Source organism: Pseudomonas sp. GL_117 (assembly GCF_057835125.1).
Window position 1 is genome coordinate 4686179 of sequence record NZ_CM174418.1, and the last position, 23146, is coordinate 4709324.

21 protein-coding genes and 1 tRNA gene are annotated in these 23146 nt (G+C 60.1%); 7 read left to right on the top strand and 15 right to left on the bottom strand.

Annotated elements, in window-relative coordinates:
* Positions 1-37: 37 nt before the first annotated feature.
* Positions 38-1369, bottom strand: coding sequence for a dicarboxylate/amino acid:cation symporter (locus AC3ISR_RS21240; RefSeq protein WP_192300669.1), 1332 nt, complete (start codon positions 1367-1369; stop codon positions 38-40).
* A gap of 338 nt (positions 1370-1707) precedes the next feature.
* Here AC3ISR_RS21240 and AC3ISR_RS21245 point away from each other — a divergent pair, with 338 nt between their 5' ends.
* A complete protein-coding gene (locus AC3ISR_RS21245) occupies positions 1708-2706 on the top strand; it encodes an AraC family transcriptional regulator (RefSeq protein ID WP_192300668.1) in 999 nt (332 codons plus the stop codon).
* A gap of 129 nt (positions 2707-2835) precedes the next feature.
* On the opposite strand, the gene AC3ISR_RS21250 is transcribed toward AC3ISR_RS21245, so the two are convergent.
* Genes AC3ISR_RS21250 through AC3ISR_RS21260 form a run of 3 tightly spaced genes read right to left on the bottom strand, consistent with a single transcriptional unit; the run spans position 2836 to position 5183 of the window.
* Complete coding sequence (locus tag AC3ISR_RS21250; RefSeq protein WP_192300667.1) at positions 2836-4182, bottom strand: ATP-binding protein; 1347 nt, start codon at positions 4180-4182, stop codon at positions 2836-2838.
* Positions 4179-4856 (bottom strand): response regulator transcription factor, encoded by a 678-nt coding sequence (locus AC3ISR_RS21255; RefSeq protein WP_192300666.1) that lies wholly within the window; start codon positions 4854-4856, stop codon positions 4179-4181. The genes AC3ISR_RS21250 and AC3ISR_RS21255 overlap by 4 nt, the downstream gene beginning before the upstream one ends.
* Before the next feature lie 18 nt (positions 4857-4874).
* Positions 4875-5183, bottom strand: coding sequence for a hypothetical protein (locus AC3ISR_RS21260; RefSeq protein ID WP_192300665.1), 309 nt, complete (start codon positions 5181-5183; stop codon positions 4875-4877).
* 110 nt (positions 5184-5293) lie between these two features.
* On the opposite strand from AC3ISR_RS21260, the gene AC3ISR_RS21265 reads away from it, so the two are divergent.
* The gene (locus AC3ISR_RS21265; RefSeq protein WP_463984934.1) at positions 5294-6010 is read left to right on the top strand and encodes a 4'-phosphopantetheinyl transferase family protein; all 717 of its coding nucleotides are present in this window, start codon (positions 5294-5296) and stop codon (positions 6008-6010) included.
* A gap of 98 nt (positions 6011-6108) precedes the next feature.
* Here AC3ISR_RS21265 and AC3ISR_RS21270 read toward each other — a convergent pair whose 3' ends face one another.
* Positions 6109-7719, bottom strand: coding sequence for an ATP-binding protein (locus AC3ISR_RS21270; protein ID WP_192300663.1), 1611 nt, complete (start codon positions 7717-7719; stop codon positions 6109-6111).
* Positions 7716-8441: a response regulator gene (locus AC3ISR_RS21275; protein ID WP_192300662.1), complete on the bottom strand. Its 726-nt coding sequence runs from the start codon at positions 8439-8441 to the stop codon at positions 7716-7718. Before AC3ISR_RS21275 ends, AC3ISR_RS21270 begins: the two co-directional genes overlap by 4 nt.
* 684 nt (positions 8442-9125) lie before the next feature.
* On the opposite strand from AC3ISR_RS21275, the gene AC3ISR_RS21280 reads away from it, so the two are divergent.
* A complete protein-coding gene (locus AC3ISR_RS21280) occupies positions 9126-12023 on the top strand; it encodes a ribonucleoside-diphosphate reductase subunit alpha (protein ID WP_192300661.1) in 2898 nt (965 codons plus the stop codon).
* Between the two features lie 95 nt (positions 12024-12118).
* Here the strand turns inward: AC3ISR_RS21280 and AC3ISR_RS21285 are convergent, their stop codons facing one another.
* The 7 genes from AC3ISR_RS21285 to AC3ISR_RS21315 all read right to left on the bottom strand — a co-directional run bounded on the left by AC3ISR_RS21285 (position 12119) and on the right by AC3ISR_RS21315 (position 18529).
* Positions 12119-13264: a hypothetical protein gene (locus tag AC3ISR_RS21285; protein WP_489324422.1), complete on the bottom strand. Its 1146-nt coding sequence runs from the start codon at positions 13262-13264 to the stop codon at positions 12119-12121.
* Positions 13265-13445: 181 nt separating this feature from the next.
* Positions 13446-14765, bottom strand: a complete 1320-nt coding sequence (flgE, locus tag AC3ISR_RS21290) for a flagellar hook protein FlgE (protein ID WP_192300660.1) — start codon at positions 14763-14765, stop codon at positions 13446-13448.
* Between the two features lie 33 nt (positions 14766-14798).
* Positions 14799-15521 carry a flagellar hook assembly protein FlgD gene (gene flgD, locus AC3ISR_RS21295; RefSeq protein WP_192300659.1) on the bottom strand — a complete coding sequence of 241 codons (723 nt, stop codon included), beginning with the start codon at positions 15519-15521 and terminating at the stop codon, positions 14799-14801.
* A gap of 16 nt (positions 15522-15537) precedes the next feature.
* Complete coding sequence (flgC, locus tag AC3ISR_RS21300) at positions 15538-15981, bottom strand: flagellar basal body rod protein FlgC (RefSeq protein ID WP_192300658.1); 444 nt, start codon at positions 15979-15981, stop codon at positions 15538-15540.
* Between the two features lie 3 nt (positions 15982-15984).
* Positions 15985-16392 (bottom strand): flagellar basal body rod protein FlgB, encoded by a 408-nt coding sequence (gene flgB / locus AC3ISR_RS21305; protein WP_159936855.1) that lies wholly within the window; start codon positions 16390-16392, stop codon positions 15985-15987.
* 332 nt (positions 16393-16724) lie between these two features.
* The gene (cheR, locus tag AC3ISR_RS21310) at positions 16725-17552 is read right to left on the bottom strand and encodes a protein-glutamate O-methyltransferase CheR (RefSeq protein ID WP_060756330.1); all 828 of its coding nucleotides are present in this window, start codon (positions 17550-17552) and stop codon (positions 16725-16727) included.
* Between the two features lie 44 nt (positions 17553-17596).
* Positions 17597-18529, bottom strand: a complete 933-nt coding sequence (locus AC3ISR_RS21315) for a chemotaxis protein CheV (protein ID WP_192300657.1) — start codon at positions 18527-18529, stop codon at positions 17597-17599.
* Positions 18530-18610: 81 nt separating this feature from the next.
* Here AC3ISR_RS21315 and flgA point away from each other — a divergent pair, with 81 nt between their 5' ends.
* The 4 genes from flgA (at position 18611) to AC3ISR_RS21335 (ending at position 21206) form a co-directional block, all read left to right on the top strand.
* Entirely contained in the window at positions 18611-19375 is a 765-nt protein-coding gene (gene flgA, locus AC3ISR_RS21320; RefSeq protein ID WP_192300656.1) for a flagellar basal body P-ring formation chaperone FlgA, read from the top strand.
* Positions 19376-19517: 142 nt separating this feature from the next.
* Positions 19518-19841, top strand: a complete 324-nt coding sequence (flgM, locus tag AC3ISR_RS21325) for a flagellar biosynthesis anti-sigma factor FlgM (RefSeq protein ID WP_192300707.1) — start codon at positions 19518-19520, stop codon at positions 19839-19841.
* A 48-nt stretch (positions 19842-19889) separates the two neighbouring features.
* Complete coding sequence (locus AC3ISR_RS21330) at positions 19890-20360, top strand: flagella synthesis protein FlgN (RefSeq protein ID WP_192300655.1); 471 nt, start codon at positions 19890-19892, stop codon at positions 20358-20360.
* A 96-nt stretch (positions 20361-20456) separates the two neighbouring features.
* Positions 20457-21206 (top strand): flagellar brake protein, encoded by a 750-nt coding sequence (locus AC3ISR_RS21335; RefSeq protein ID WP_192300654.1) that lies wholly within the window; start codon positions 20457-20459, stop codon positions 21204-21206.
* Positions 21207-21266: 60 nt separating this feature from the next.
* Here the strand turns inward: AC3ISR_RS21335 and AC3ISR_RS21340 are convergent, their stop codons facing one another.
* Both AC3ISR_RS21340 and AC3ISR_RS21345 read right to left on the bottom strand, forming a co-directional pair.
* Positions 21267-22661 (bottom strand): MFS transporter, encoded by a 1395-nt coding sequence (locus tag AC3ISR_RS21340; protein WP_192300653.1) that lies wholly within the window; start codon positions 22659-22661, stop codon positions 21267-21269.
* Positions 22662-22929: 268 nt separating this feature from the next.
* Positions 22930-23006, bottom strand: a tRNA-Arg gene (locus tag AC3ISR_RS21345).
* Positions 23007-23146 lie beyond the last annotated feature (140 nt).

Genomic DNA, 23146 nt, shown 5'->3' on the forward strand with positions numbered 1-23146 from the left:
TGTATCGCGGTCGGCGTCAGTTCACGCCGGCAGTAGCTTACTTGACGGTAGGTGCAGGGCCTTCGGCCACGCCCAGGTCATCCAGTTCGCGGGTTTCCGAGATACCGGTACCGCCGGACGCCAGCTCGCTTTGCAGCTTGTCGGTGTCCAGTTCCTTGACCCACTTGGCCACAACCAGGGTGGCCACGGCGTTACCAACCAGGTTGGTCAGGGCGCGGGCTTCAGACATGAAGCGGTCGATACCCAGGATCAGCGCCAAGCCGGCAACCGGCAGATGGCCTACGGCCGACAGGGTTGCAGCCAGTACGATGAAGCCCGAACCGGTCACGCCCGCAGCGCCTTTGGAGGACAGCAGCAGCACCAGCAGCAGCGTGATCTGGTGGGTGATGTCCATGTGGGTGTCAGTCGCCTGGGCGATGAACACGGCCGCCATGGTCAGGTAGATCGACGTACCGTCGAGGTTGAAGGAGTAGCCAGTCGGGATCACCAGGCCTACTACGGATTTCTTCGCGCCCAGACGCTCCATCTTGATCAGCATGCGTGGCAGTGCGGATTCGGAAGACGAAGTACCCAGAACGATCAGCAGCTCTTCACGGATGTAGCGGATCAGCTTGATCACGCTGAAACCGTGAGCGCGGCAGATAGCGCCCAGCACCACCAGCACGAACAGCACGCAGGTGATGTAGAAGCAGATCATCAGCTGGCCCAGTTGCACCAGGGAACCTACGCCATAGGCACCGATGGTGAACGCCATGGCGCCCAGGGCACCGATTGGCGCGAGCTTCATGATCATGTTGATGATGTTGAACATCACGTGGGCGAAGCGATCGATGAAGTCCAGTACCGGCTTGCCGTAGGCACCCAGGCGGTGCAGGGCGAAACCGAAGATCACCGAGAACATCAGCACTTGCAGGATGTCGCCGTTGGCGAAGGCGCCGACGATGGTGTTCGGGATAACGTTGAGGATAAAGCCAACGATGCTCTGGTCTTTACCGGCAGTCACGTAGGCCGCGACTTTCGAAGCGTCCAGGGTAGCCACGTCGATGTGCATGCCGGCGCCCGGTTGCACAACGTTGACCACGACCAGGCCGATCAGCAGCGCGATGGTCGAAACGATTTCGAAGTACAGCAGCGCGTAGCCGCCAGTCTTGCCGACCGATTTCATGCTTTGCATGCCAGCGATGCCGCTGACAACGGTGCAGAAGATGATCGGGGCGATGACCATTTTGATCAGTTTGATGAACCCGTCACCCAATGGCTTGAGGGCCACGCCGGTATCCGGATAGAAGTGACCGAGCAAAATACCGATAACGATTGCAACGATCACCTGGAAATACAGGGATTTGTAGATTGGCTGACGAGTCGTCATTGCAAAATTCCTCAATCGTCCCGTGTGGCAAAGATCCGCCATTGCCCACGACACTTGAATTGCGAACCCTCCTGCACTGGAGGGATTTGTTGTTTGCGAGGCCTGTCGGAGCGGCCTGCGCTGTAATCTATATCGCAAACGTCGTGCCACTTCTCTGAAAAACCCTGAAGGCCTTTAGACATCAGGGCTGAGGCTCTTCAGGCGCCCTCCAGCGCGCCGAATCAGGTGGCGGATTTCCGCCCACTCGTCCAATCACGTCCTACAATTTGGCGGATATCCGCCTTGTCGCCCTACCCTCGGCTGGCTACCATCCGCCATTCCATGGACGAGGCCTTCGCATGCGTGAACGTACCATCGCCAGTCATTACGCCCGAGCAGCCCTCGGCGGTGCGCGCCGGGCGGGTTACGACTATTCGGGCCTGCTGCAACAACTGGGCATCACCCCCGAACTGCTGAGCGAACCGCGCGCCCGCATTGCCCCGGAGCAATTTACCCGGCTGCTGCAAATGCTCTGGCTGGGGCTGGATGACGAATACCTGGGCTTTGCCGAAGGCCCGAGCAAGCGCGGCACCTTCGCCATGATGTGCCACGCGCTGATCCACTGCCGCACCCTGGAGAAGGCGCTGGAACGCGGCTTATTATTTTATAGCCTATTCCCACAGGGCCCGCGCTGGCAGCTGACGCGCGAAGGCGACATGGCCCGCTTGAGCCTGGACGACTCACAGCTGTGGGACCCGGATCACTTCCTCAGCGAATGCCTGCTGGTGATCTGGCATCGCCTCGGCAGTTGGCTGATCGGCCAGCGCATCCGGCTGAACCAGGCCACCTTCAGCTACCCGATGCCAGCCCATGCCGGAGAGTACGACCTGCTGTTCCCCTGCCCCCTGGTGTTCGGCGCGCCGCACAGCAGCCTGGTGTTTCCCGCGCGCTACCTGAGCCTGCCGCTGTTGCAGGACGAGCGCACGCTCAAGCACTTCCTCGAACGCTCGCCTGCCGACTTGCTGTCACGCCCGGACGAAGGCGACAGCCTCAGCAGCCAACTGCGCCGCTTGCTCAGCCGCGACCGCACGCCCTGGCCGGACCTGGAAGCGGTTGCCCAGCACCTGCACATCAGCCCGCAGACCCTGCGGCGGCACCTGCGCGAAGAAGGCACCAGCTTTCAAGCACTCAAGGATGAGCTGCGGCGGGACATCGCCATCTATCACCTGGGACGGGCGGATTTGTCGTTGCAGGAGATTGCCGAGCAGCTGGGGTTTTCCGAGCCGTCAGCGTTTCACCGGGCGTTCAAGAAGTGGACGGGGGTGACGCCAGGGGCTTACCGGGCGCAGGAGAGTTAGAGGTGTGTTGCTTATACTGGCCTCTTCGCGAGCAAGCCCGCTCCCACACTTGATTGCATTCCAACGTTGGAACTCGGTCGAATGTGGGAGCGGGCTTGCTCGCGAAGAGGCCAGCATGACCAATAAAGATCAAACAGCCGGAAAGTGAATCTTGAACGCGGCCCCACCCAACGGCGAATCCCCAAGGGTCAGCCGCGCACCGTAGCTCTCAATAATGTCCTTGACCACCGCCAACCCGATGCCCTGCCCCGGATGCTGGCGGTCCAGCCGCTCACCCCGTTGCAGAATCCGTGCACGCTGATCCGGCGGCACGCCCGGCCCGTCATCCTCGACGCACAACTCGATGCCTTCGAGGCTTTCCACCAGACGGATACGCACTTGGCGTACACACAGGCGGTAGGCGTTTTCCAGCAGGTTGCCGAGCAGTTCAAGCAAGGCGCCCTTCTCGATCGGCACATAGCACTCGTCCGGCAAATCGAAGGACACGCTGACGCGCTTGTCGCGGTAGACCTTGTCCAGGGTGTCGCACAGGCTTTGCAGCACCGGTTCCAGGCGGACCTGATGGCGCACCAGGCCGCTTTTGCGCAGGCTGGCGCGCTGCAGTTGGTAGCTGATCTGCTGGCTCATGCGCTCGATCTGCGATTGCAGCACCCAGGCCTGGTCGCGGTCTTCCGGGCGCTGGGCCATGTCTTCGCTCACGCCCTGCAGCACAGCGAGCGGAGTTTTCAGGCTGTGGGCCAGGTCGTCGAGGGAATCGCGGTAGCGCGCCCGCTGCTCGCGCTCGCTGGCCAGCAAGCGGTTGAGGGAACCGGTAAGACGCAGCAGTTCGCGGGGGTGTTCTTCGGAAAGGCTTTCACGGGTGCCGCCTTCGATCTGGTCCAGTTCCTGGCTCAAGCGCCGCAAGGCTTGCAGGCCCCAGGTCAGGCCCAGCCACAATAGCGTGAGCAGCACCAGCAAGGCCGCGCCGAAACCCAGATAGAGGTTTTCGCGCAGGCCTTCGAGGGTCAGCTGGTATTCACGCACTGGTTGCAGGGCAACGATACTGAACGCCGCACTCTTGCCACCGAGCAACTTGACCTCGACGTCATAGACAAAGAACTCCTGGCCATTGGCCTCGCGAATCCGCGCAAACTCATTGCCGCGTCCGTCGTAGCGCGGCTTGTAGTTGATGTTCTCTTCTTTGGTCGCCCGCGAGCGCCACACCAGGTGGCCCTCACGGTCGTAGATATAGCCGAGCAGGCGGCTATCGGTGAGGTTGAAGCGCTCGTCCGGCAACTGCGCCGGCATCAGCAGGCGGTTGTTTTCCACACGGGCGGCGGAAATCAGGGTGGTGACATCCGACGCCAAGCGCTGCTCGATGGAATCCTGCAACGCCAGGCTGAACGCGCCTTGCATCGCCGGCAGCAAACCGAGCATAAACAGCACGGCCAGGGTGGCGGCCGCCAGCATCAGGCGCACGCGCAGCGAGCGAATCAAAGGCAGCGCTCATTGAACAGGTAGCCCAGGCCACGCACGGTGTCGATCGGCTTGAACCCGCCCGGGCCTTCCAACTTGCGGCGCAGGCGGCCGACCAGCACTTCGATCACGTTCGGATCGCGCTCGTCGTCATCCGGATAGAGTTGTTCCATCAGGCGGTCCTTGGCGACCACTTGCTGATGGTGACGCATGAGGTATTCGAGAATCCGATACTCGTACGCGGTCAACGCCAACGGCTGTTCATCGAGGGACGCTTGCTTGCGATTGAGGTCCAGCAACAAGGGCCCGGCGACGATGGTCGACTGGGTGAACCCGCTGGAGCGGCGCAGCAAGGCGTTCATCCGCGCCTCCAGCTCTTCGAACTGGAACGGTTTGACCACATAGTCGTCGGCCCCGGCGGCCAGGCCTTCGACCTTGTCCTGCCAGTTGCCACGGGCGGTGAGGATCAGGATCGGGAAGGTCTTGGCCTGGGTACGCAGTTGGCGGATCAGATCCAGGCCGCCCATGCCGGGCAGGCCCAGGTCAATGATCGCCAGGTCATGGTTGAATTGGCCAGTCTGGTACAGCGCTTCTTCGGCATTGGCCACGGCCTCGACCACATGCCCGCTGTCGGTCAGGCGGGTCAACAGGTGATGGCGCAGCAGCGCCTCATCTTCCACCACCAGCAATTTCATAAGGCTCTCCAAGGCAAATCAACTGTCCGACAGAGGGACATCATAGCGGCCCTGCAAGTCTTGCGGGCGCAGTTTAGTGCCATTGTAGTGGCCCGTCAGGTGTGCGTAGCCGGCACGGTAGGCCGGTTGCGCGGCGGTCAAGCCCAGGGCCTGGCCCCACGGCGTAGGTTGGCTGCCCGCATCTTCAAAGCTGACACGCTGGATCAGCGTGCTGGATTTCTTGGTTTTTTCGCTACCGAATGCAGCAAAGGCCGCGTCCGAGGCCTGGGCCCCGGCGGTGGCGCTGAGCATGGTTAACGCCAACATCAGCTTTTTGATCGCAGTCATGGTGCTTACCTCTATGCGTTTGGCTGTAGGGCCAGACTACGCAGGCGCCCCTGAACTCCCCCTGAACAGCGGGCTATCCTCTGGCCCGCCAACTCGGCAGAATACCGCCCATGACTCCTTTACCCGCTTGCTGCACCCCACTCGACGCCCATTGGTCGCTGCCCGAACCCTTGCCGGGCACGGTATTGCTCAGCACTCGCTTCGACCCGACCTTACTGGCCGAGGGCGATTTCCAGCGCAGCGCCGTGCCGCCACCGCCGAGCATCCAGCGCTCAGTGGCCAAGCGCCAGGCCGAGTTCCTTGCCGGCCGCTTGTGCGCCCGTGCCGCGTTGCAGCAGCTGGATCAGCTCGATTGCATCCCGGCCATCGGCGAAGACCGTGCCCCCGTGTGGCCTGGGCATATCAGCGGCTCCATCACCCACAGCACCGGGCATGCCGCAGCGATTGTCGGGCACAAGGCGCAGTGGCGCGGGCTGGGGATGGACCTGGAGAACGTGATGCCGCTGGAGCGCGCCGAACGGCTGGCGGGCGAAATCCTCACCGCCGATGAACTCAAGCGCATGGCGCATGTGCCGCGCGAGCAGGTTGCGTTGCTGGTGACGCTGACGTTTTCGGCCAAGGAGAGCTTGTTCAAGGCGCTGTATCCGATTGTGCAGAAGCGCTTTTATTTTGAACACGCCGAGGTGGTGCAGTGGGATGAGTCAGGGGCTGTGCGGTTACGCTTGCTGACGGACCTGTCCAGCGAGTGGTGTTATGGCAAGGAGTTGGTGGGGCAGTTTGTGCTGGCGGATGGGCAGTTGTTGAGCCTGGTGGCTATCGGCGCCTGATAGACCGCTTTCGCGGGCAAGCCCGCTCCCACATTTGAATGCATTCCCCTGCTGGAACTCGGTCGAGTGTGGGAGCGGGCTTGCTCGCGAAAGCGGCCTCAAGGTTTCTCCTGATCCCTGGGCCAACTCAAGCTGAAACAAGCCCCACCCAGGTTGTTGCTCTTGCCGATCAACGCCCGCCCGCCATGCCAGTAGATGATCCGCCGCACGATCGACAACCCCAGCCCATGCCCACCGGAAGCACGGGTGCGGCTGTCATCCAAGCGCAGGAACGGCGTGAAGATGCGCTCCCAGGCGCTTTCCGGCACACCCGGTCCGTCATCCTCCACATCGATGCGGCAACGCACCTGGCCGACCTGGTAACTGATCAGCACCTGCCCCTGGGCGTGACGCATGGCGTTGCTCACCAGGTTTTGCAGGGCGCGGTGCAGGTAGCGCGGCTCGGCGTCGACCCAGGCGTCGTCCCAATGCGCCGAGGACAGGCAAATACCACGGGCGACCGAGACTTGCGGGCGCAGTGGCGATAATTCGCCGACCACCTGATCGAGCAAGGCGCTGAGGTCGACACGCTGGAAATTCAGCTCCGGCGCGCCCTGTTCCAGGCGGGCATAGGTGAGCATTTCATCGACCAGGCCATCGAGGTCCTGAATGTCACTGTCCATGCCCTCCAGGTATTTGCGTCGAGCCTCGGGCGTGGTGGCATCGCCCACCATCTCCAGGCCGAAGCGCAAGCGCGCCACCGGAGTGCGCAGTTCGTGGGACACCGCACGCACCAGTTCGCGCTGGATCGCCAGCAATTGCTGCAAGTGCTCGGCCATGCCATTAAAGGCGGCAGCCAGGCGCCCCACCGAGTCGGCGCCACGGGCCGGCACGCGCACCTCCAGGCTGCCTTTGGCGATCCGTGTGGCGGCGGCTTCCAGGCCGCGCAAGCGGCGCTCCAACTGGCGCACCAATAGATAGACGATCAAACCGATCAGGGTCAGGCCGATCAACGCGATCAGGATCAGCCATTGCGCCGGGTACGGGTTCATCTGATAAAGCGGGCCGATTTCCAACACCCACGGCGTACCAACCATGCCGGCGAACACGCGGATCGAATCACCGCCCTTGCCAAGGGCCATCACCGTATCGCCTTCCGATACGCGGCGGCGCTGGTCGTCGTCCATATCGGTCTGGTCAAGGGCCATCAGGTGCATCTCGAAGCCAAACCCCTTGGCTTCCTTTATGTCGGCCAGGCGTTGCGGCTGTTCGGCGACCGGAAAACGCACCAGTTCGTCGGCCAGCAGGTAAATGGTCGCCCGGGCCAATTGCTCGCTGATCTGCTGCACTTCGCCGGTCAGCACCAGGGATTCGCGTTCGCTGACCAGGCGCAACACGCGCGCCGCATGGGGGCCGGTCTGCTGCACCAGCACCTGGCCGCGCTGCAGGCGATTGCGTTGGCTGAGGTCCAACTGCGCGTCGCTGAGGCTGCGCAACTCCAGGGGAATACCGAGCAAGCGCTCCCACACCGCCAGGGCGCGCTGGCGCTCGATGGCACTCATGGGTTGCAGGTTATCGCCCATCAGGGCGAACGTGCCGTGGGCCAGGCGCTCGCGGTACTGGCCGCTGCGCACTTCGTTGAGCAGGTGCAGGGCGAGTACGCCGAGCAGCGCCACCAGGATCAGCGCCGCGCACATGCCGCCGTAGATGCGCAGGAAGATCGAGTTCACAGCGGCATATCGGCAGCGGCTTCGGGGACGAACAGATAGCCTTTGCTGCGGATGGTCTTGATCAGGCGCGGGTGGATCGGGTCATCGCCTATTTTCGGGCGGATGCGCGAGATACGCACATCTATGGAGCGGTCCTGGCCGTCGTAGCCGATGCCGCGCAGGGCGATGAAGATTTCTTCGCGGGACAGAATGCGCCCGGCATTCGCCACCAATAGCCATAGCAGGTCGAATTCGGCGCTGGTCAGCTCGATGCCGCCGTCATGCAGCCAGGCTTCGCGCAGGGCGTTGTCCACCACCAGCGGGCCGAATTGCAGGCGGCGCTGGTTTTCGACGATGGCCGCTTCGGCCGGTTCGCTGCGCCGCAGCAGGGCCTGGATGCGCGCCAACAAGAGGCGTGGACGCACGGGTTTGCACACGTAGTCGTCGGCGCCCATGTCCAGGCCGAGCACCTGGTCCATGTCGTCGGTACGCGCGGTGAGCATCAGGATCACGCCGTCGTAGCGCTCACGCACCTTGCGGCAGATGCTCAGGCCGTCTTCGCCGGGGAGCATGAGGTCGAGGATCACCAGGTCGGGTTGTTCGGCAACGATACGCGCCGCGGCCAGGGCACCGTCGCTTTCTACCGATACGCGCAGGCCGTTGCTTTCCAGGTAATCACGGGTCAACTCGGCCAATCGCTCGTCGTCCTCGACGATCAGTATCTGCCAGGCTTCTTGCTCCACGGGCGGTCCTCGTTGTTATTAGACATTCTTCTTACCCAGGGATATCTGCATGTGGGAGCGGACTTGCCCGCGAAAGCGCAGTGTCAGTCACCGAATCTGTTGCTGATACATCGCCTTCGCGGGCAAGCCCGCTCCCACAGTTTGATTTCCATCGGTCATACCCTGTTTGTCATGTTTCAGAGGCATAACAAAGGCCGATTGTAGCCATGCTCACGGCCTGTAGCACAAGGCGGGAAATCCATTCGGTGATCGCGATATTTTGTGATAGGGTTCGCGCCCTTCGAAAACGGCCCAGCTGTTTTAGGTCGGAAATATTTCATGACAAACGGTGCAACGCAGCAGTAATGCGGCCTACACACACATTCAGCCTTTCATACACATTTTACCCACAGCGTTATCCACAGGTTACTGCGTTGCCAACCCTTCCGAAACGCATTATCTTGTACCTCGGCGACACAGCAGACCCTATATGTAGGGTTTTTGCGCAAAGCGCCCAACCACACAAGTGGTTCGATATTCAAGGGTTTTATTGCTAGCGCAGTAGGGAACCAACCGATTTTTCAGTAGACCAAACCGCTCACGCGGATGGCAGCTGTTTCCCATCCCCGATATGGAAAACGGTACGGGTGTTGCAGGAAAAGCCTGGCACTCGCAATCAAATATAGAACGCGGAGACAACCCCCCATGCAAACCGACACAACTCGCGAGAACCCGCAAGGCTCCGTGCCGCAGGCCGCTGATTCGAACCAGGATCTGTCCGCCACTGCACCAGGCCAATTGCGCGTGATCAAGCGTAACGGCACTGTCGTTCCTTACACCGATGACAAAATCACCGTCGCCATCACCAAAGCGTTCCTTGCAGTTGAAGGCGGCACCGCTGCTGCCTCGTCGCGCATCCACGACACCGTTGCCCGCCTGACCGAACAAGTCACCGCGACCTTCAAGCGTCGCATGCCGTCGGGCGGCACCATCCATATCGAAGAAATCCAGGACCAGGTCGAACTGGCCCTGATGCGTGCCGGCGAACAGAAAGTCGCCCGCGACTACGTGATCTACCGTGACGCCCGCTCCAAGGAACGCGCTGTCCGCACCCCGGCCGAAGACGCTGCGGTACAAGCTCACCCATCGATCCGCATCACCCTGGCCGACGGCACGTTTGCACCGCTGGACCTGGGCCGCCTGAACACCATCGTGACCGAGGCCTGCGAAGGCCTGGAAGAAGTCGACGGTGACCTGATCCAGCGCGAAACCCTGAAGAACCTGTACGACGGCGTAGCCCTGACCGACGTCAACACCGCCCTGGTGATGACCGCCCGTACCCTGGTTGAACGTGAGCCGAACTACTCGTTCGTGACCGCACGCCTGCTGATGGACACCCTGCGTGCCGAAGGCCTGGGCTTCCTCGGCGTTGCCGACAGCGCGACCCACCACGAGATGGCCGACCTGTACGCCAAGGCCCTGCCGGCCTACATCGCCAAGGGTATCGAATTCGAATTGCTCAACCCGGTCCTGGCCAGCTTCGACCTGGAAAAACTCGGCAAGGCGATCAACCACGAGCGTGACCAGCAGTTCACCTACCTGGGCCTGCAAACCCTGTACGACCGTTACTTCATCCACAAGGACGGTATCCGCTTCGAACTGCCGCAAGTGTTCTTCATGCGCGTGGCCATGGGCCTGGCGATCGAAGAGAAGCACAAAGAAGACCGTGCCATCGAGTTCTACAACCTGCTGTCGTCCTTCGACTACATGTCGTCGACCCCGACCCTGTTCAACGCCGGCACCCTGCGTCCACAGCTGTCCAGCTGCTACCTGACCACCGTGCCGGATGACCTGTCGGGCATCTACCACGCGATCCACGACAACGCCATGTTGTCCAAATTCGCCGGCGGCCTGGGCAACGACTGGACACCGGTGCGTGCACTGGGTTCGTACATCAAGGGCACCAACGGCAAGTCCCAGGGCGTTGTACCGTTCCTGAAAGTGGTGAACGACACCGCCGTTGCGGTTAACCAGGGCGGCAAGCGCAAAGGCGCTGTGTGTGCCTACCTGGAAACCTGGCACATGGACATTGAAGAGTTCATCGAGCTGCGCAAGAACACCGGTGATGATCGTCGTCGTACCCACGACATGAACACCGCCAACTGGATCCCTGACCTGTTCATGAAGCGCGTCTTCGACGACGGCCAGTGGACCCTGTTCTCGCCATCCGAAGTGCCGGACCTGCACGACCTGACCGGCAAGGCCTTCGAAGAGCGCTACGAGTACTACGAAGCCCTGGCCCAGTACCCAGGCAAGATCAAGCTGTTCAAGACCATCCAGGCCAAAGACCTGTGGCGCAAGATGCTGTCCATGCTGTTCGAAACCGGTCACCCATGGCTGACCTTCAAAGACCCGTGCAACCTGCGCAGCCCGCAGCAGCACGTGGGCGTGGTCCACAGTTCGAACCTGTGCACCGAGATCACCTTGAACACCAACAAGGACGAGATCGCCGTTTGCAACCTGGGCTCGATCAACCTGCCGAACCACATCGTCAACGGCAAGCTGGACACCGCCAAGCTGGAACGTACCGTCAACACCGCAGTGCGCATGCTCGATAACGTGATCGACATCAACTACTACTCGGTGCCACAGGCGCAGAACTCCAACTTCAAGCACCGTCCGGTCGGCCTGGGCATCATGGGCTTCCAGGACGCTTTGTACCTGCAGCACATTCCTTACGGTTCGGATGCTGCGGTCGAGTTCGCCGACAAGTCCATGGAAGCGGTCAGCTACTACGCGATCCAGGCTTCCTGCGACCTGGCCGACGAGCGCGGTGCCTACGAGACGTTCCAGGGTTCGCTGTGGTCCAAGGGCATCCTGCCGCTGGATTCGCAACAGATCCTGATCGAGCAACGTGGCCAGAAGTACATCGACGTTGACCTGAACGAATCCCTGGACTGGGCGCCGGTACGTGCCCGCGTGCAGAAAGGCATTCGTAACTCCAACATCATGGCCATCGCGCCGACCGCGACCATCGCCAACATCACCGGCGTATCGCAGTCGATCGAACCGACCTACCAGAACCTGTATGTGAAATCGAACCTGTCGGGCGAATTCACCGTGATCAACCCGTACCTGGTTCGCGACCTCAAGGCCCGCGGCCTGTGGGACTCGGTCATGATCAACGACCTGAAGTACTACGACGGCTCCGTGCAGCAGATCGAGCGCATCCCGCAAGAACTCAAAGAGCTCTACGCGACCGCTTTCGAAGTGGACACCAAGTGGATCGTTGACGCCGCCAGCCGTCGTCAGAAGTGGATCGACCAGGCCCAGTCCCTGAACCTGTACATCGCCGGCGCATCGGGCAAGAAGCTGGACGTGACCTACCGCATGGCGTGGTACCGTGGCTTGAAAACCACTTACTACCTCCGTGCCCTGGCCGCGACCAGCACCGAGAAATCGACCATCAACACCGGTAAGCTGAACGCGGTTTCCAGCGGCGGCAACCACGGTGACGATTCGGTTCTCGCCGCGCCAGCCGGCCCGGCACCAGTGCCAAAGGCTTGTGCGATTGACGAGCCAGATTGCGAAGCCTGCCAATAAGCTGAGGCGGTCCCGGGCGTGAATGCCCGGGATTGATAAACCCGATAAACCCCGACTGCATAGGGTTTATCGGTTTTTTTTGTTAAGCGCTGCAGTCAGATCAATGCGTACGCGATGCCTTCCTGAGGTCTGCCTCCTCTGCGCCCCCACAACTCGACACGCCCTCCAATAACAGCCATTGCGTGCCCGTTGTAGGCCACCACCCCTAGTTGACCATTCGCGAGCTCATTGCTCGTGCTTACACGGTAACGGCCTTTGTAACCAAGGCGGTCTAGCGCCTCATGGGGCATTTCACCGTTGTTCAGGCTTTGCATCGCATGTCGAAAGCTGCGCTTGGCATCGTCGGGATTGTCATCCAGACCATTACCCTCAATCTGCGCACGCTTGGCACTTGCCGCATACAGAAAGATGCCGGTTCTCAGCAGTTGTGGATCATCCCCCTCAAAGCCCGCATATTCTGCGGCCTGCTTCAATTCGTCTCTGGAAATAAAACAACGGAATTTATCCGGCATCGTGACGTCAAAGCCGTCGGCCGTCTCGGTGACATTGTCGAAGATGTCCTGAGGGTCCTTGCCGCGATGCATTATCAGCGCCTTGCAAGCTGCAACAGTCACACAGGTTCCAAAGTATTTCTGGTAGAGACCACTCCAGATGTTACCAGGCCCGAACTCTGTACTGGGTTTCTCCCCCGGTTTCCAGCCGCTGGTCGTGTAGTCGTAAAAGCGAGCCCCCGTGGTAGGCGGAATATTGGACATCGGCTCCGAGCCACCAAAGTCTCTTGGGTTGACAATGCGGCGACCGCCGCCACCACCACCACCACCACCACCACCACCACCACCACCACCACCGCCGCCGCCGCCGCCGCCACCACCGCCACCGCGGTTATCAATCGGTGGAGCTGGTGGTACGTCATCTGGAAACATATTCGGGAACAACGCTTTCAAGAAAGCGAGCCAAGCCTCAGAAGCATTCTTCAGCTCCTCGATGAGCTCTTTGAACCTTTTCTCGCCGAGCGACTTTCGCAGTTCATTGAGTTTGTCACGCAAGTCCTGCTCGAGCTGATTCTTGGAGGTTTTTTGGGCGTCCTCCAACGCCTTGAGCAGGTTCGAAAGGGTCTGTTTATCGGTCTCTACTTTCTGAGGATCGTCGGTCTTGTTCTGATCTTTTCCGAAACCACCCGCATAGTTATTACGACTGAATCCCCCCCATGACACCTGGGCCGGCACGCTGCCTCTTAACATATACCCCCCCCTCAATGAGCCCCCTGTTGATCTCATGGGTAATGAAAAGGGCGTAGCCAGTTCCAAAATAAACCGTGTCAAAAATCGGATTTATGCGCGGGAAAAACGAGCTCGGCACAAGAAAAATCTGCAAAAAAAACCCCTCATCGAGGGGTTTTTCTTCACCATTTACAGGTCAGCATCACGTCATCTGAATGATGGTCTGCATGATGGTGCTCTGGGTGGAGATGGTCTTGGCGTTCGCCTGATAGTTGCTCTGGGCCTTGATCAGGTCCACCAGCTCATTGGTCAGGTTGACGTTGGAGTTCTCCAGGGAGTTGGCCACGATCGAACCCAGGGTGCCGGTTTGCGGGGCGTCGTAACCCGGCTGGCCCGATGCGAAGGTCTCTCTCCAGGTGGTGCCGCCCGATGGCTGCAGGCCCTGTTCGTTGTTGAAGCTGGCCAGGGAGATCTGGCCGATGGCCTTGCTCTGCTGGTTGCTGAACGTGGCGAACAGTACGCCGCTGCCGTCGATTTTCAAGCCAGTGATCTGGCCGGTGGCGTAGCCGTCGGTGACCGGCGGGTTACGGTAGCTGGCGGAGTTGTACTGGGTAATGTTGCCCATGTTGACGGCGATCCCGTCAGGGTTGGCTTTAGCACCGTTTTTCTGCCACAAGCCGTTGACCATGCCGCCTGGAACCCAGTCGTCAACGGTCATTGTGGTGCCAGCGACATTCGGCGCAACAATAGTCTTGAGTTTGCCGGCTTCGTCAAAGGTCAGCGTCGACGCGACAGGCGCCGTCACGCCGAATGGGTCGGAACCGCTGATGGCAGTACCGTCAGGGTTGCGGCCGTCGATCAAGGTGTAGGACTTCCAGACGTTGGAGCCCGTCTTGACCATGTACTGCACCATCGAGTGGGCGTTGCCCTGGGTATCGTAAAGCGTGGTGGAGTACTGGGTGTTGAAGCTGTCGGTCTTGGTAGGATCAAACGGGTGTGCCGTCTGGTCGATCGGCAGGTCCGACGAATTCAGGTTACTGGTGGAATCCACCTTGGTGGACGCCTTTGGCGGCAGGCTCGACAGGTTCAGTTGCAGGTCGACCAGGCCACCCTTGACGATCTTGCCATTGTCATCCGCCGCATAGCCTTGCAGGCGCGAGGTGCCAGTGTTGTTGGTGATGTAACCATCTTTGTCGGCACGGAAGGCGCCGCTACGGGTGTATTCCAGCGAGCCGTCGCTGCCCTTCTGTACGAAGAAGCCGCCGCCCTGGATCGCCATGTCCAGCACGCCGCCGCTGTTGTTGACGTCACCCTGGGTGAACTGCTGGGACACCGCCGCCAGGTTCACCCCGTTGCCGATGCTGTTCTGGCCGGTACCCAGTTTGGACGCGGCGTAGATGTCCGCGAATTCCGCACGGGACGATTTGAAGCCAGTGGTCGCGACGTTGGCGATGTTGTTGCCGGTCACGTCCAGTTGTTTGTTGGCCGCATAGAGGCCGCTAAGGCCGATGTTAAAAGACATGCTTCTCTCCCTTTCTGCCGTATTTAGCCGGCTCTATGTACCGATAGTCTGAATTTGCGACAGCTTGACGCTGCCCATGCCGCCCGCCAGGTTCAGCAGCATTTCGCCGCCGGTCTTGCTCAGGGTCACGCTGGTGACCGTGGCTGGCAGCGAAGTGCTCAAGGCAACGGCGTCGCCCTTGTCGTTCTTGGTGGTGGCCGCGAAGGTGTAGGTGCCCGCTGGAGCAACCTCGCCCTTTTCGTTCTTGCCATCCCAGATAAAGTCGGAAGTGCCGGCACTCTGGGCGCCCATGTCGATGGTGCGTACCACGTTGCCGTCTTTGTCGGTGATCTTGATGGAGACGTTGCCCACCGCCGAAGTCACCGCGACCGAACCGGTCATGCTCTTGCTCGTATCCACCAGGGCCTTGTCGGTCTGGGTGATGATCGAACGCCCCACCAGCGACGAAGCCTGCAGCGCTTGCGACGAGCTGAAGTTGCTGGAGATCGCATTCACCGAGTCGTTCAGCGTGTTGATGCCTTCCAGGCTGCTGAACTGCGCCAGCTGGGCCACGAACGCGCCGTTGTCCTGAGGCGACAGCGGGTTCTGGTTCTTCAGCTGAGTCACCAGCAATTGCAGGAATGCATCCTTGCCCAGGGACTGGTTGCCCGTGGCAGCGGTGGCAGCGCTCGCAACATTGTTGGTGGCAGTGTTGACCTTCGTGTTGAAAAGGTTCTGCACCGCTGTATTGGTTGATGTTGTATCAACGATAGCCATTATTCGGCGCCCCTTATCACTGACCCAGGGTCAGGACTTTTTGCATCATGGTTTTGGCGGTGTTCATCATTTCCGCGTTGGTCTGGAACGAGCGACTGGCGGAAATCATGTCAGCCATTTCCTCGACCACGTTGACGTTGGGGTAGTACACGTAACCCTTTTCGTTCGCGGCAGGGTGGTTGGGTTCGTAGCGGGCTTCGAGGTTGCTCTGGTCTTCGACCACGCCCAACACCTGCACGCCGGAACCTGCGGCACCCTGCTCCTGGAACAACGAGTCGCTGCCGCCGTTCTGACCGGCCTGGAACATGGTGGCGAACACTGGGTGGCGGGCGCGGTAGGTCTGGTCAATGCTCGACGACACGGTTTCGGCGTTGGCGATGTTACTGGCGACGGTGTTCAGACGCGTGGTCTGGGCGCTCATGCCACTACCGGCAATATTGAAAACACTGGACAGGGACATGGCTTACTCTCCACGCAGGGCTGACATCAGCCCTTTGAATTTGCTGTTGAGCAGGGTGAAGCTGGCCTGGAAGTTCACCGAGTTCTCGGCGTAGGCCGATTGCTCCAGCTGGGCGTCGACGGTGTTCTGGTCGATCGACGGCTGCATCGGCGTGCGATACAGCAGCGACTCGTCCCCACTGCTCAGGCCTTGCGCTTCGATATGACGGTTGTTGGTCATGTTCAAGGCGAAGGTGCCGTTCTTGTTCTTGTCCTGCTGTGCGGCGAGCACGGCGGAGAAGTCCAGGTCCCGAGCCTTGTAGTTCGGGGTATCGGCGTTGGCAATGTTGTTGGCCAGGACTTCGGCACGCTGGGCGCGGAAGCCCAGGGCTTGTTCGTGGATACCGAGCGCTTTATCGAAGCTGATGCTCATGGCGGAAACCTTTAGGCTGACCTGCTTTTCGTTAACAGGGTTATAGCAAGGTGTGTGCCAATTCTTCGAAGGCCCGTGTTTCAGGGCTTTGCGGGGAAGTTGCCGGGCGGCAATGCCAGAAAAGCGGCAATGGGTTTCCGCGTGGTGCCAGTAAAGCGGCAATGGGGTTTGCCGCTATTGAGAGGATTGCCGCAAAAACAACTGTGGGAGCTGGTTTGTGTGGGAGCTGGCTTGCCTGCGATGCAGACACCTCGGTACTTCAGTGATACAGAGGTGATGCTATCGCAGGCAAGCCAGCCCCCACACAAGCCTGGCTCCCACGTTTTTGATGCTTACTTGGCCTGGTAGATGATCCCAGGACTGCACTGCACCATCTGGTAGTGATCCGGCAGACCGTTCAGCGCCTCGGAAGCACCCAGGAACAAATAGCCGCCACGCTTGAGCGTGCCATGGATGCGCAACAGGATGTCTTTCTTCACTTCGGCCGAGAAGTAGATCAGCACGTTGCGGCAGAACACCATGTCGAACTTGCCCAGGCTGGCGTAGCTGTCGAGCAGGTTGAACGAGCGAAACTCCACCCGGTTCTTGATCGGCGCCTTGACCGCCCAACGCCCTGCCCCTTTCGGCTCGAAGTAACGTTGCAGGCGCTCCTGGGACAAGCCACGGCCCAGCGCCAGGCTGTCGTATTCGCCGGTCTTGCAGTTGGTGAGCATGGTGCCGGACAAGTCGGTGGCGACGATCTGCGCACCGGCCTTGAGCTGGCCCATGTTGGTCCGCTCGAACTCATCGATGGACATCGAGATCGAATACGGTTCCTGCCCCGAGGAGCACGCCGCCGACCAGATGCGCAAGCGCTGGCCCGGGCTGGCCTTGATGGCCTCCGGGAGCACTTTGCTCTTGAGCACTTCAAACGGGTAGGTATCACGAAACCACAGGGTTTCGTTGGTGGTCATGGCATCGACCACCATTTCCTTGAGCCCGCTGCGCGGCTGGCCCTGGATACGCTGCACCAACTCACCCAGGGATTTGATGCCCTGCTGTTCCATCAGTTTGTTGAGACGGCTGGATACCAGGTACTGCTTGTTTTCACCGAGCAATATGCCACAGGCTTTTTCCAGGAAGACCCGGAACTGTTCGAAATCCAAATTACCCGTAGACAATGATACCGCCTCTTAAATCGTGTGACCGCCAGGGGCAAATGCCCCTAGCCGTGATCTGCTGCCTTGATCCGGTCGACTACCCGGTTTGCCAGGTCATCAGGGCGGAATTTGGCCAGGAAGTCATCGGCACCGACTTTCTTGACCATCGCCTGATTGAATACGCCTGACAATGAAGTATGCAGGATGATATGCAATTTTTGCATGCGTGGATCGTTGCGGATCTCGGCCGTGAGGGTGTAGCCGTCCATTTCCGGCATCTCGATGTCGGAAATCATCATCAAGAATTCTTCTTCCGGCTTCTTGCCGTCATCCACCAGCTTGCGCAGGTAATCCAGGGCCTGGCGGCCATCATTGAGCGCCACCACCTCAACACCGATGGTTTCCAGGCAACGGGTCACCTGTTTGCGCGCCACCGACGAGTCGTCCACCGTCAGCACACGCAACGAAATTGCCTTGTGTGCGGTTTCAGCGTCGACCACACCCACCGAAATCGATTCCGAGGTCGGCGCCACTTCGGCGAGGATCTTCTCCACGTCGATGATTTCCACCAACTGGTTATCGACCCGCGTCACCGCCGTGAGGTAGTGATCGCGGCCGGTGCCCTTGGGCGGTGGATGGATCTCTTCCCAGTTCATGTTGACGATGCGCTCCACCGAGCGCACCAGGAACCCCTGGGTCTTGGTGTTGTACTCGGTAATGATCACGAACGGGCTTTCGCGGTCCTGCAAACCGGACGAACCAGTGGCGAGGGCCAGGTCAAGAATCGGGATGGTCGCACCACGGATGTTGGCGACGCCACACACCACCGGGCTGGACTTGGGCATGATCGTCAGCTTGGGACATTGCAGCACCTCCCGCACCTTGAATACGTTGATGCCATATAGCTGTTTGCCATCCAGGCGAAAAAGCAACAACTCCAGGCGATTCTGCCCTACCAGCTGTGTGCGCTGGTTTACTGAATCCATTACTCCTGCCATGCCCAGACTCCTACGCTAAAACCTTCGAGGGTGCGACGCGCACCCAACTCTAAACGGCACGAGCTTTGCTAATTATTGGCTATGGATATTAAAACGACAGTTTCCCGACGCCTTCAATTACCACGGTACAGCAGATTGCTCTGCGTCTCGCTGGCATTGTTCGCCCTGGGCCTCAACAGCGCGGCCCGCGCGGACAACGTCACCTTGCCTGATCTACTTATCGGCGTCACTCAGGGGTTTCTTGAGTTCACTGTAGAAGATTATCTGGCAACCACACAGACACCGGGGCGTTATGAAATCCAAGTCAACCCATTGGACCCGCGTTTGCGCATGCCAATGTGCGACAAGGAATTGACAGCCACCCTGGAAAGTCCCGCCCAACCCATTGGTCGCGTGACGGTCAAAGTGCGCTGCGAAGGCGCGTCACCCTGGACGGTGTTCGTGCCGGCGCAGGTCAAACTGTTCCGCGATGTGGTGGTGGTCGCCCGCCCACTGAAGCGCACCGGCATCATCGGTCTCGACGATGTTGTACTGCGTGAACGCGACATCAGCCTGATCAGCCAGGGCTACCTCACCTCCGTGGACCAGGCCGTCGGGCAGAAATTGACCCGACCAGTGGTCACCGACCAGGTCATTACCCTGGTGCATCTTGAGCAGGCTGAAGTAATTCGCAAGGGTGATCAGGTGGTTATTTCCGCGAGCAGCGGTGCGTTGCAGGTGAAAATGCCAGGGGAAGCGCTGTCCAACGGCGGCATGAGCGAACAGATACGGGTAAAGAACCTCAACTCCAATCGAGTGATCAAGGCGCGGGTGACAGCCCCGGGGCAAGTCGAAGTGGCTTTATAGATCACTGGTATCGGGCGCCGGCTTTTTCTACACTGTGCGTCAGACGTCAGCGCGCGCAGGTTTATTGTCAATCGAGCCTAAAGTTTGTCCGGGTATGGCCGAAAACATGGCAAGCGTCCAAATACCCAGAGGTTTTTTTATCATGGTCATCGATTTCAGCCGTTTAAACAGTACCCAGGCTTTGCCCGGCTCTACGCGCACCAGCGGTGCCAAGGACAGCGTAGAAGCCAAGCCGCAACCGCTGCCCGCCAAGGCAGAACAGGTTGGCGCCAGCCAAAGCGGGGAATCCGTACACCTGAGCAATGAGGCTCAACAGTTGCAGAAGGTCACTGACTCGCTGCGCGATCAGCCGATTGTCAATAAGGCCCGCGTGGCCGAATTGAAACAAGCAATCGCCGATGGCAGCTACAAAGTCGACAGCAACCGTGTAGCCAGCAAGCTGCTTAACTTCGAAGCCGAGCGCTAGGCAAAGGCCTGCGCCGGGCTTTTGGACGCTTAAACCCCAAGGCCAGCCATGCACCACGACGAAAACCTGCTTCAACTGATCATTGATGATCTGGCGCCGACGCAACATTTGCTCGAGCTGCTAAAAGAAGAATCCCTGGCCCTCTATGGCCGGGACATGCCCCTGCTGGAAGAAATCCTGGCACGCAAGCAGTCGTTGATCGTGCTGCTGGAACAACACGGCAAGAAACGCAGTGAAATTCTCCTCAGCCTGGGCCTGCCCGCTGACCACGACGGCCTCGCACAATTGGCCAGTCACTCCTCCGTCGGCGACCAGTTGCTGGCGCAGAGCAAAGAACTCAATCAATTGCTCGCCCAATGCCAGGAAGCCAACCTGCTCAACGGTCAGTCGATCCAACTTCAGCAAGCCACGACCGCCAACCAGTTGCGTATACTCCATGGCGGTGAGCCTCCAGCCTTGTACAACGCCCAAGGCTCCACCTCACGCCTGGTCAAGCCAAGCACCCGCAGCCAAGCCTGACGCCGGTTTACAGCGCGCCCTATCCAAGGCGCGCCACATACTGGCAAAATGCCGGTTCTTGCGTGTAGTCGTATTTTGTCTGGAGATGGAAGAACCGTGTTCAACGCCCTTAATGCGGAAGATGCACCGCAGCCACCCAAGGTACTCACTACGCCCCTGGAAATTGTCGGCACCTTGCGGATGCTGCAAGAAAGCCACGACCCGCTGATCATCACCTTCCACGAACGCAGCCAGCGCTTCCAAAGCTACCTGGTGGACGTCGACCGGGACAAAAAGACCCTGGCACTGGACGAAATGATCCCGCGCGATGGCGAGCGCTTCCTCGAAAGCGGCGAACCGTTTCGCATCGAAGGTTTCCACGAAGGCGTGCGCGTCGCCTGGGAAAGCAATGGCACCTACACCATCAGTGAAAAAGACGGCCACCGTATCTACACCGGCAGCATGCCGGACGAGGTGGTCTACCATCAGCGCCGCAATGCCTTTCGCGCCGCGCTGAAGCTGGCACAACTGGTGAACATCGAGCTGGGCGGCGAGAAACTCAAGGCGCCGGTCAGCGGCAAGCTGCTGGACATCTCCGCCACTGGCTGCAAATTGCGTTTTGAAGGCGACATCTCCGAGCGCCTGCAACTGGGCCAGGTCTATGACCGCTTTATCGCCGCCCTGCCCTTCGGCAGCATGACCACCTCCGTCGAACTGCGTTACCTGCACTTCGAAGAGAAGATCAACACCACCTTCGCTGGCGTGCGCTTCCACAACATGAGTGGCCTGGTACAACGCCAGGTCGAACGGTTTGTGTACCAACTGCAACGTGAAGCACGGCGTTTTGATAAAGACGACGACTTTTAAGCCTTAACGCATGCAGCAAAAAAACGGGCAGATCCTGATGGGATCTGCCCGTTTTTGCATTCAGGGGCGCGCCCTGCTCAAGTCATGGGGATGCTCTTCGGGGCCCAAGGGCTCCGGTGGCCCTTCGAAGGCAGGCTCTTCAACCGCTGGCTGCGCATCGGCTTCAGTCTCGGCCTCAGGCTCTTGCGGCGCAGCGGTCTGCATCTGCTCTTGCACCACTTGTTCATCGACCCGCGGGTCCAGCGCCGCCACCAGCGGCGAACTGGACATGCTGTCGGGCATGGCCACGTGATGCAGCGGCGCATCGTCCACCTGATGCAGGTTGGTCACCGCCTTCGGCCGGATGCGCCACACCAGGATCAACGCACATAGGCTGAAGAACGCGTACAACATTTGGCTGCCGAACAGCTTCATCACCACACCGGCCAGCAACGGCCCGATACTGGCACCCACGCCGTAGGTCACCAGCAACATCGCGGTGAGCGAGACGCGGCGATCACCTTCCACGTGGTCATTGGAGAACGCCACAGCCAGCGGATACAGACAGAACTGCACTAGGGAACACACAAACCCGGCCACGAACAGCACTTCCAACGGCACTTGGGTGAGCACCGCCAACGGCAACGCCGCCACCGCCAGGCACAGGGCGAAACAACGAATCAACAGGGCGCGATCATAGCGATCAGACAACCAGCCCAACGGCCACTGCACCACCAGACCGGCAAAAATGCAGCTACCCATGAACAGACCGACCTGCTCGGTGCTCAAGCCTTGCTGCGAGGCATACAGCGGCGCCAGGCCGTAGAACGAGCCGACGATCAACCCCGCGCCCAGCACCGTACTCAGCGACTGCGGCACCCGCTTGATAAAGAAGCGCGGTTCCATCGGCGCCGGATGCAGCGGCGCCGGGTGAATCCGTCGGGTCATCGCCACCGGCACCAGGCACAGGGCAAAGCACAACGCGACCAACATCAGCAATTCGAGGCCGAGCTGGGGGTGCATCACCAGGATCAGTTGACCCAGCACCAGCCCCAGGTAGGAGGCGATCATGTAGCCGCTGAACACCACACCGCGCTGCTTGGCGTCCGCCTGTTCATTCAGCCAACTCTCGATGACCATGTACTGGCACATCATCCCCAGGCCGACAATGACCCGCAGTACGATCCACGCCGGCAGCCAGTCAATCAGGCCATGCCCCAGCACTGCCGCGCCGACGATCCCGGCACAGGTGGCATACGCGCGGATATGCCCGACCCGGGCAATCAGGCGATGCCCGATCTTGCCGCCCAGCACCAGGCCAAAGTAGTTGGCCGCCATCAGCGCACCGACCCACAGGCTGTCCACATGGTCGGCCGCCAGGCGCAAGGCCAGGTAAGTACTGAGCAGGCCGGAGCCGATCAGCATCATCAAAGAGGCGAAATAAAGGGCTCGAAAAGATTTCCAGATCTGGCGCATCGGCGTTCCGAGCGGCTCCTTGCGGTGAGAGACAGGGCTATCGGCATGATAGTCCTGGGTGGGCGGGTCCGGACAGGCGGCATATGCTGTTTCCGGGGATTATTTTGCTTAACCGTCAGACGCTGCCCGGCTGGCTGCAAGGTACATAGATCGTGATAAATACACCGCGCACCTGCTGTGAACCCTGAACAGCGTCAAGGTTCGACACATCTTTAAAAAGCGCCCACAAAAAAGCCCCGCCAGAACAATCTGTGCGGGGCTTTGGATCTGGTGTCCCAGGGCCGGTTCGAACGGCCAACCTTCCCCTTAGGAGGGGGATGCTCTATCCAATTGAGCTACTGGGACCAATGACCGTCATCTCGCCGAGGGGCGGTGCGACGGACGGCGTGCATGTTAACGGCCGGGTTGGGTTTTGTCATGTCGTCTGTAGGCTTTTTGAGTGTAGGCCGCAGCTTACCGGGGTAGCTGCCGTTTGGTCCCGTGGA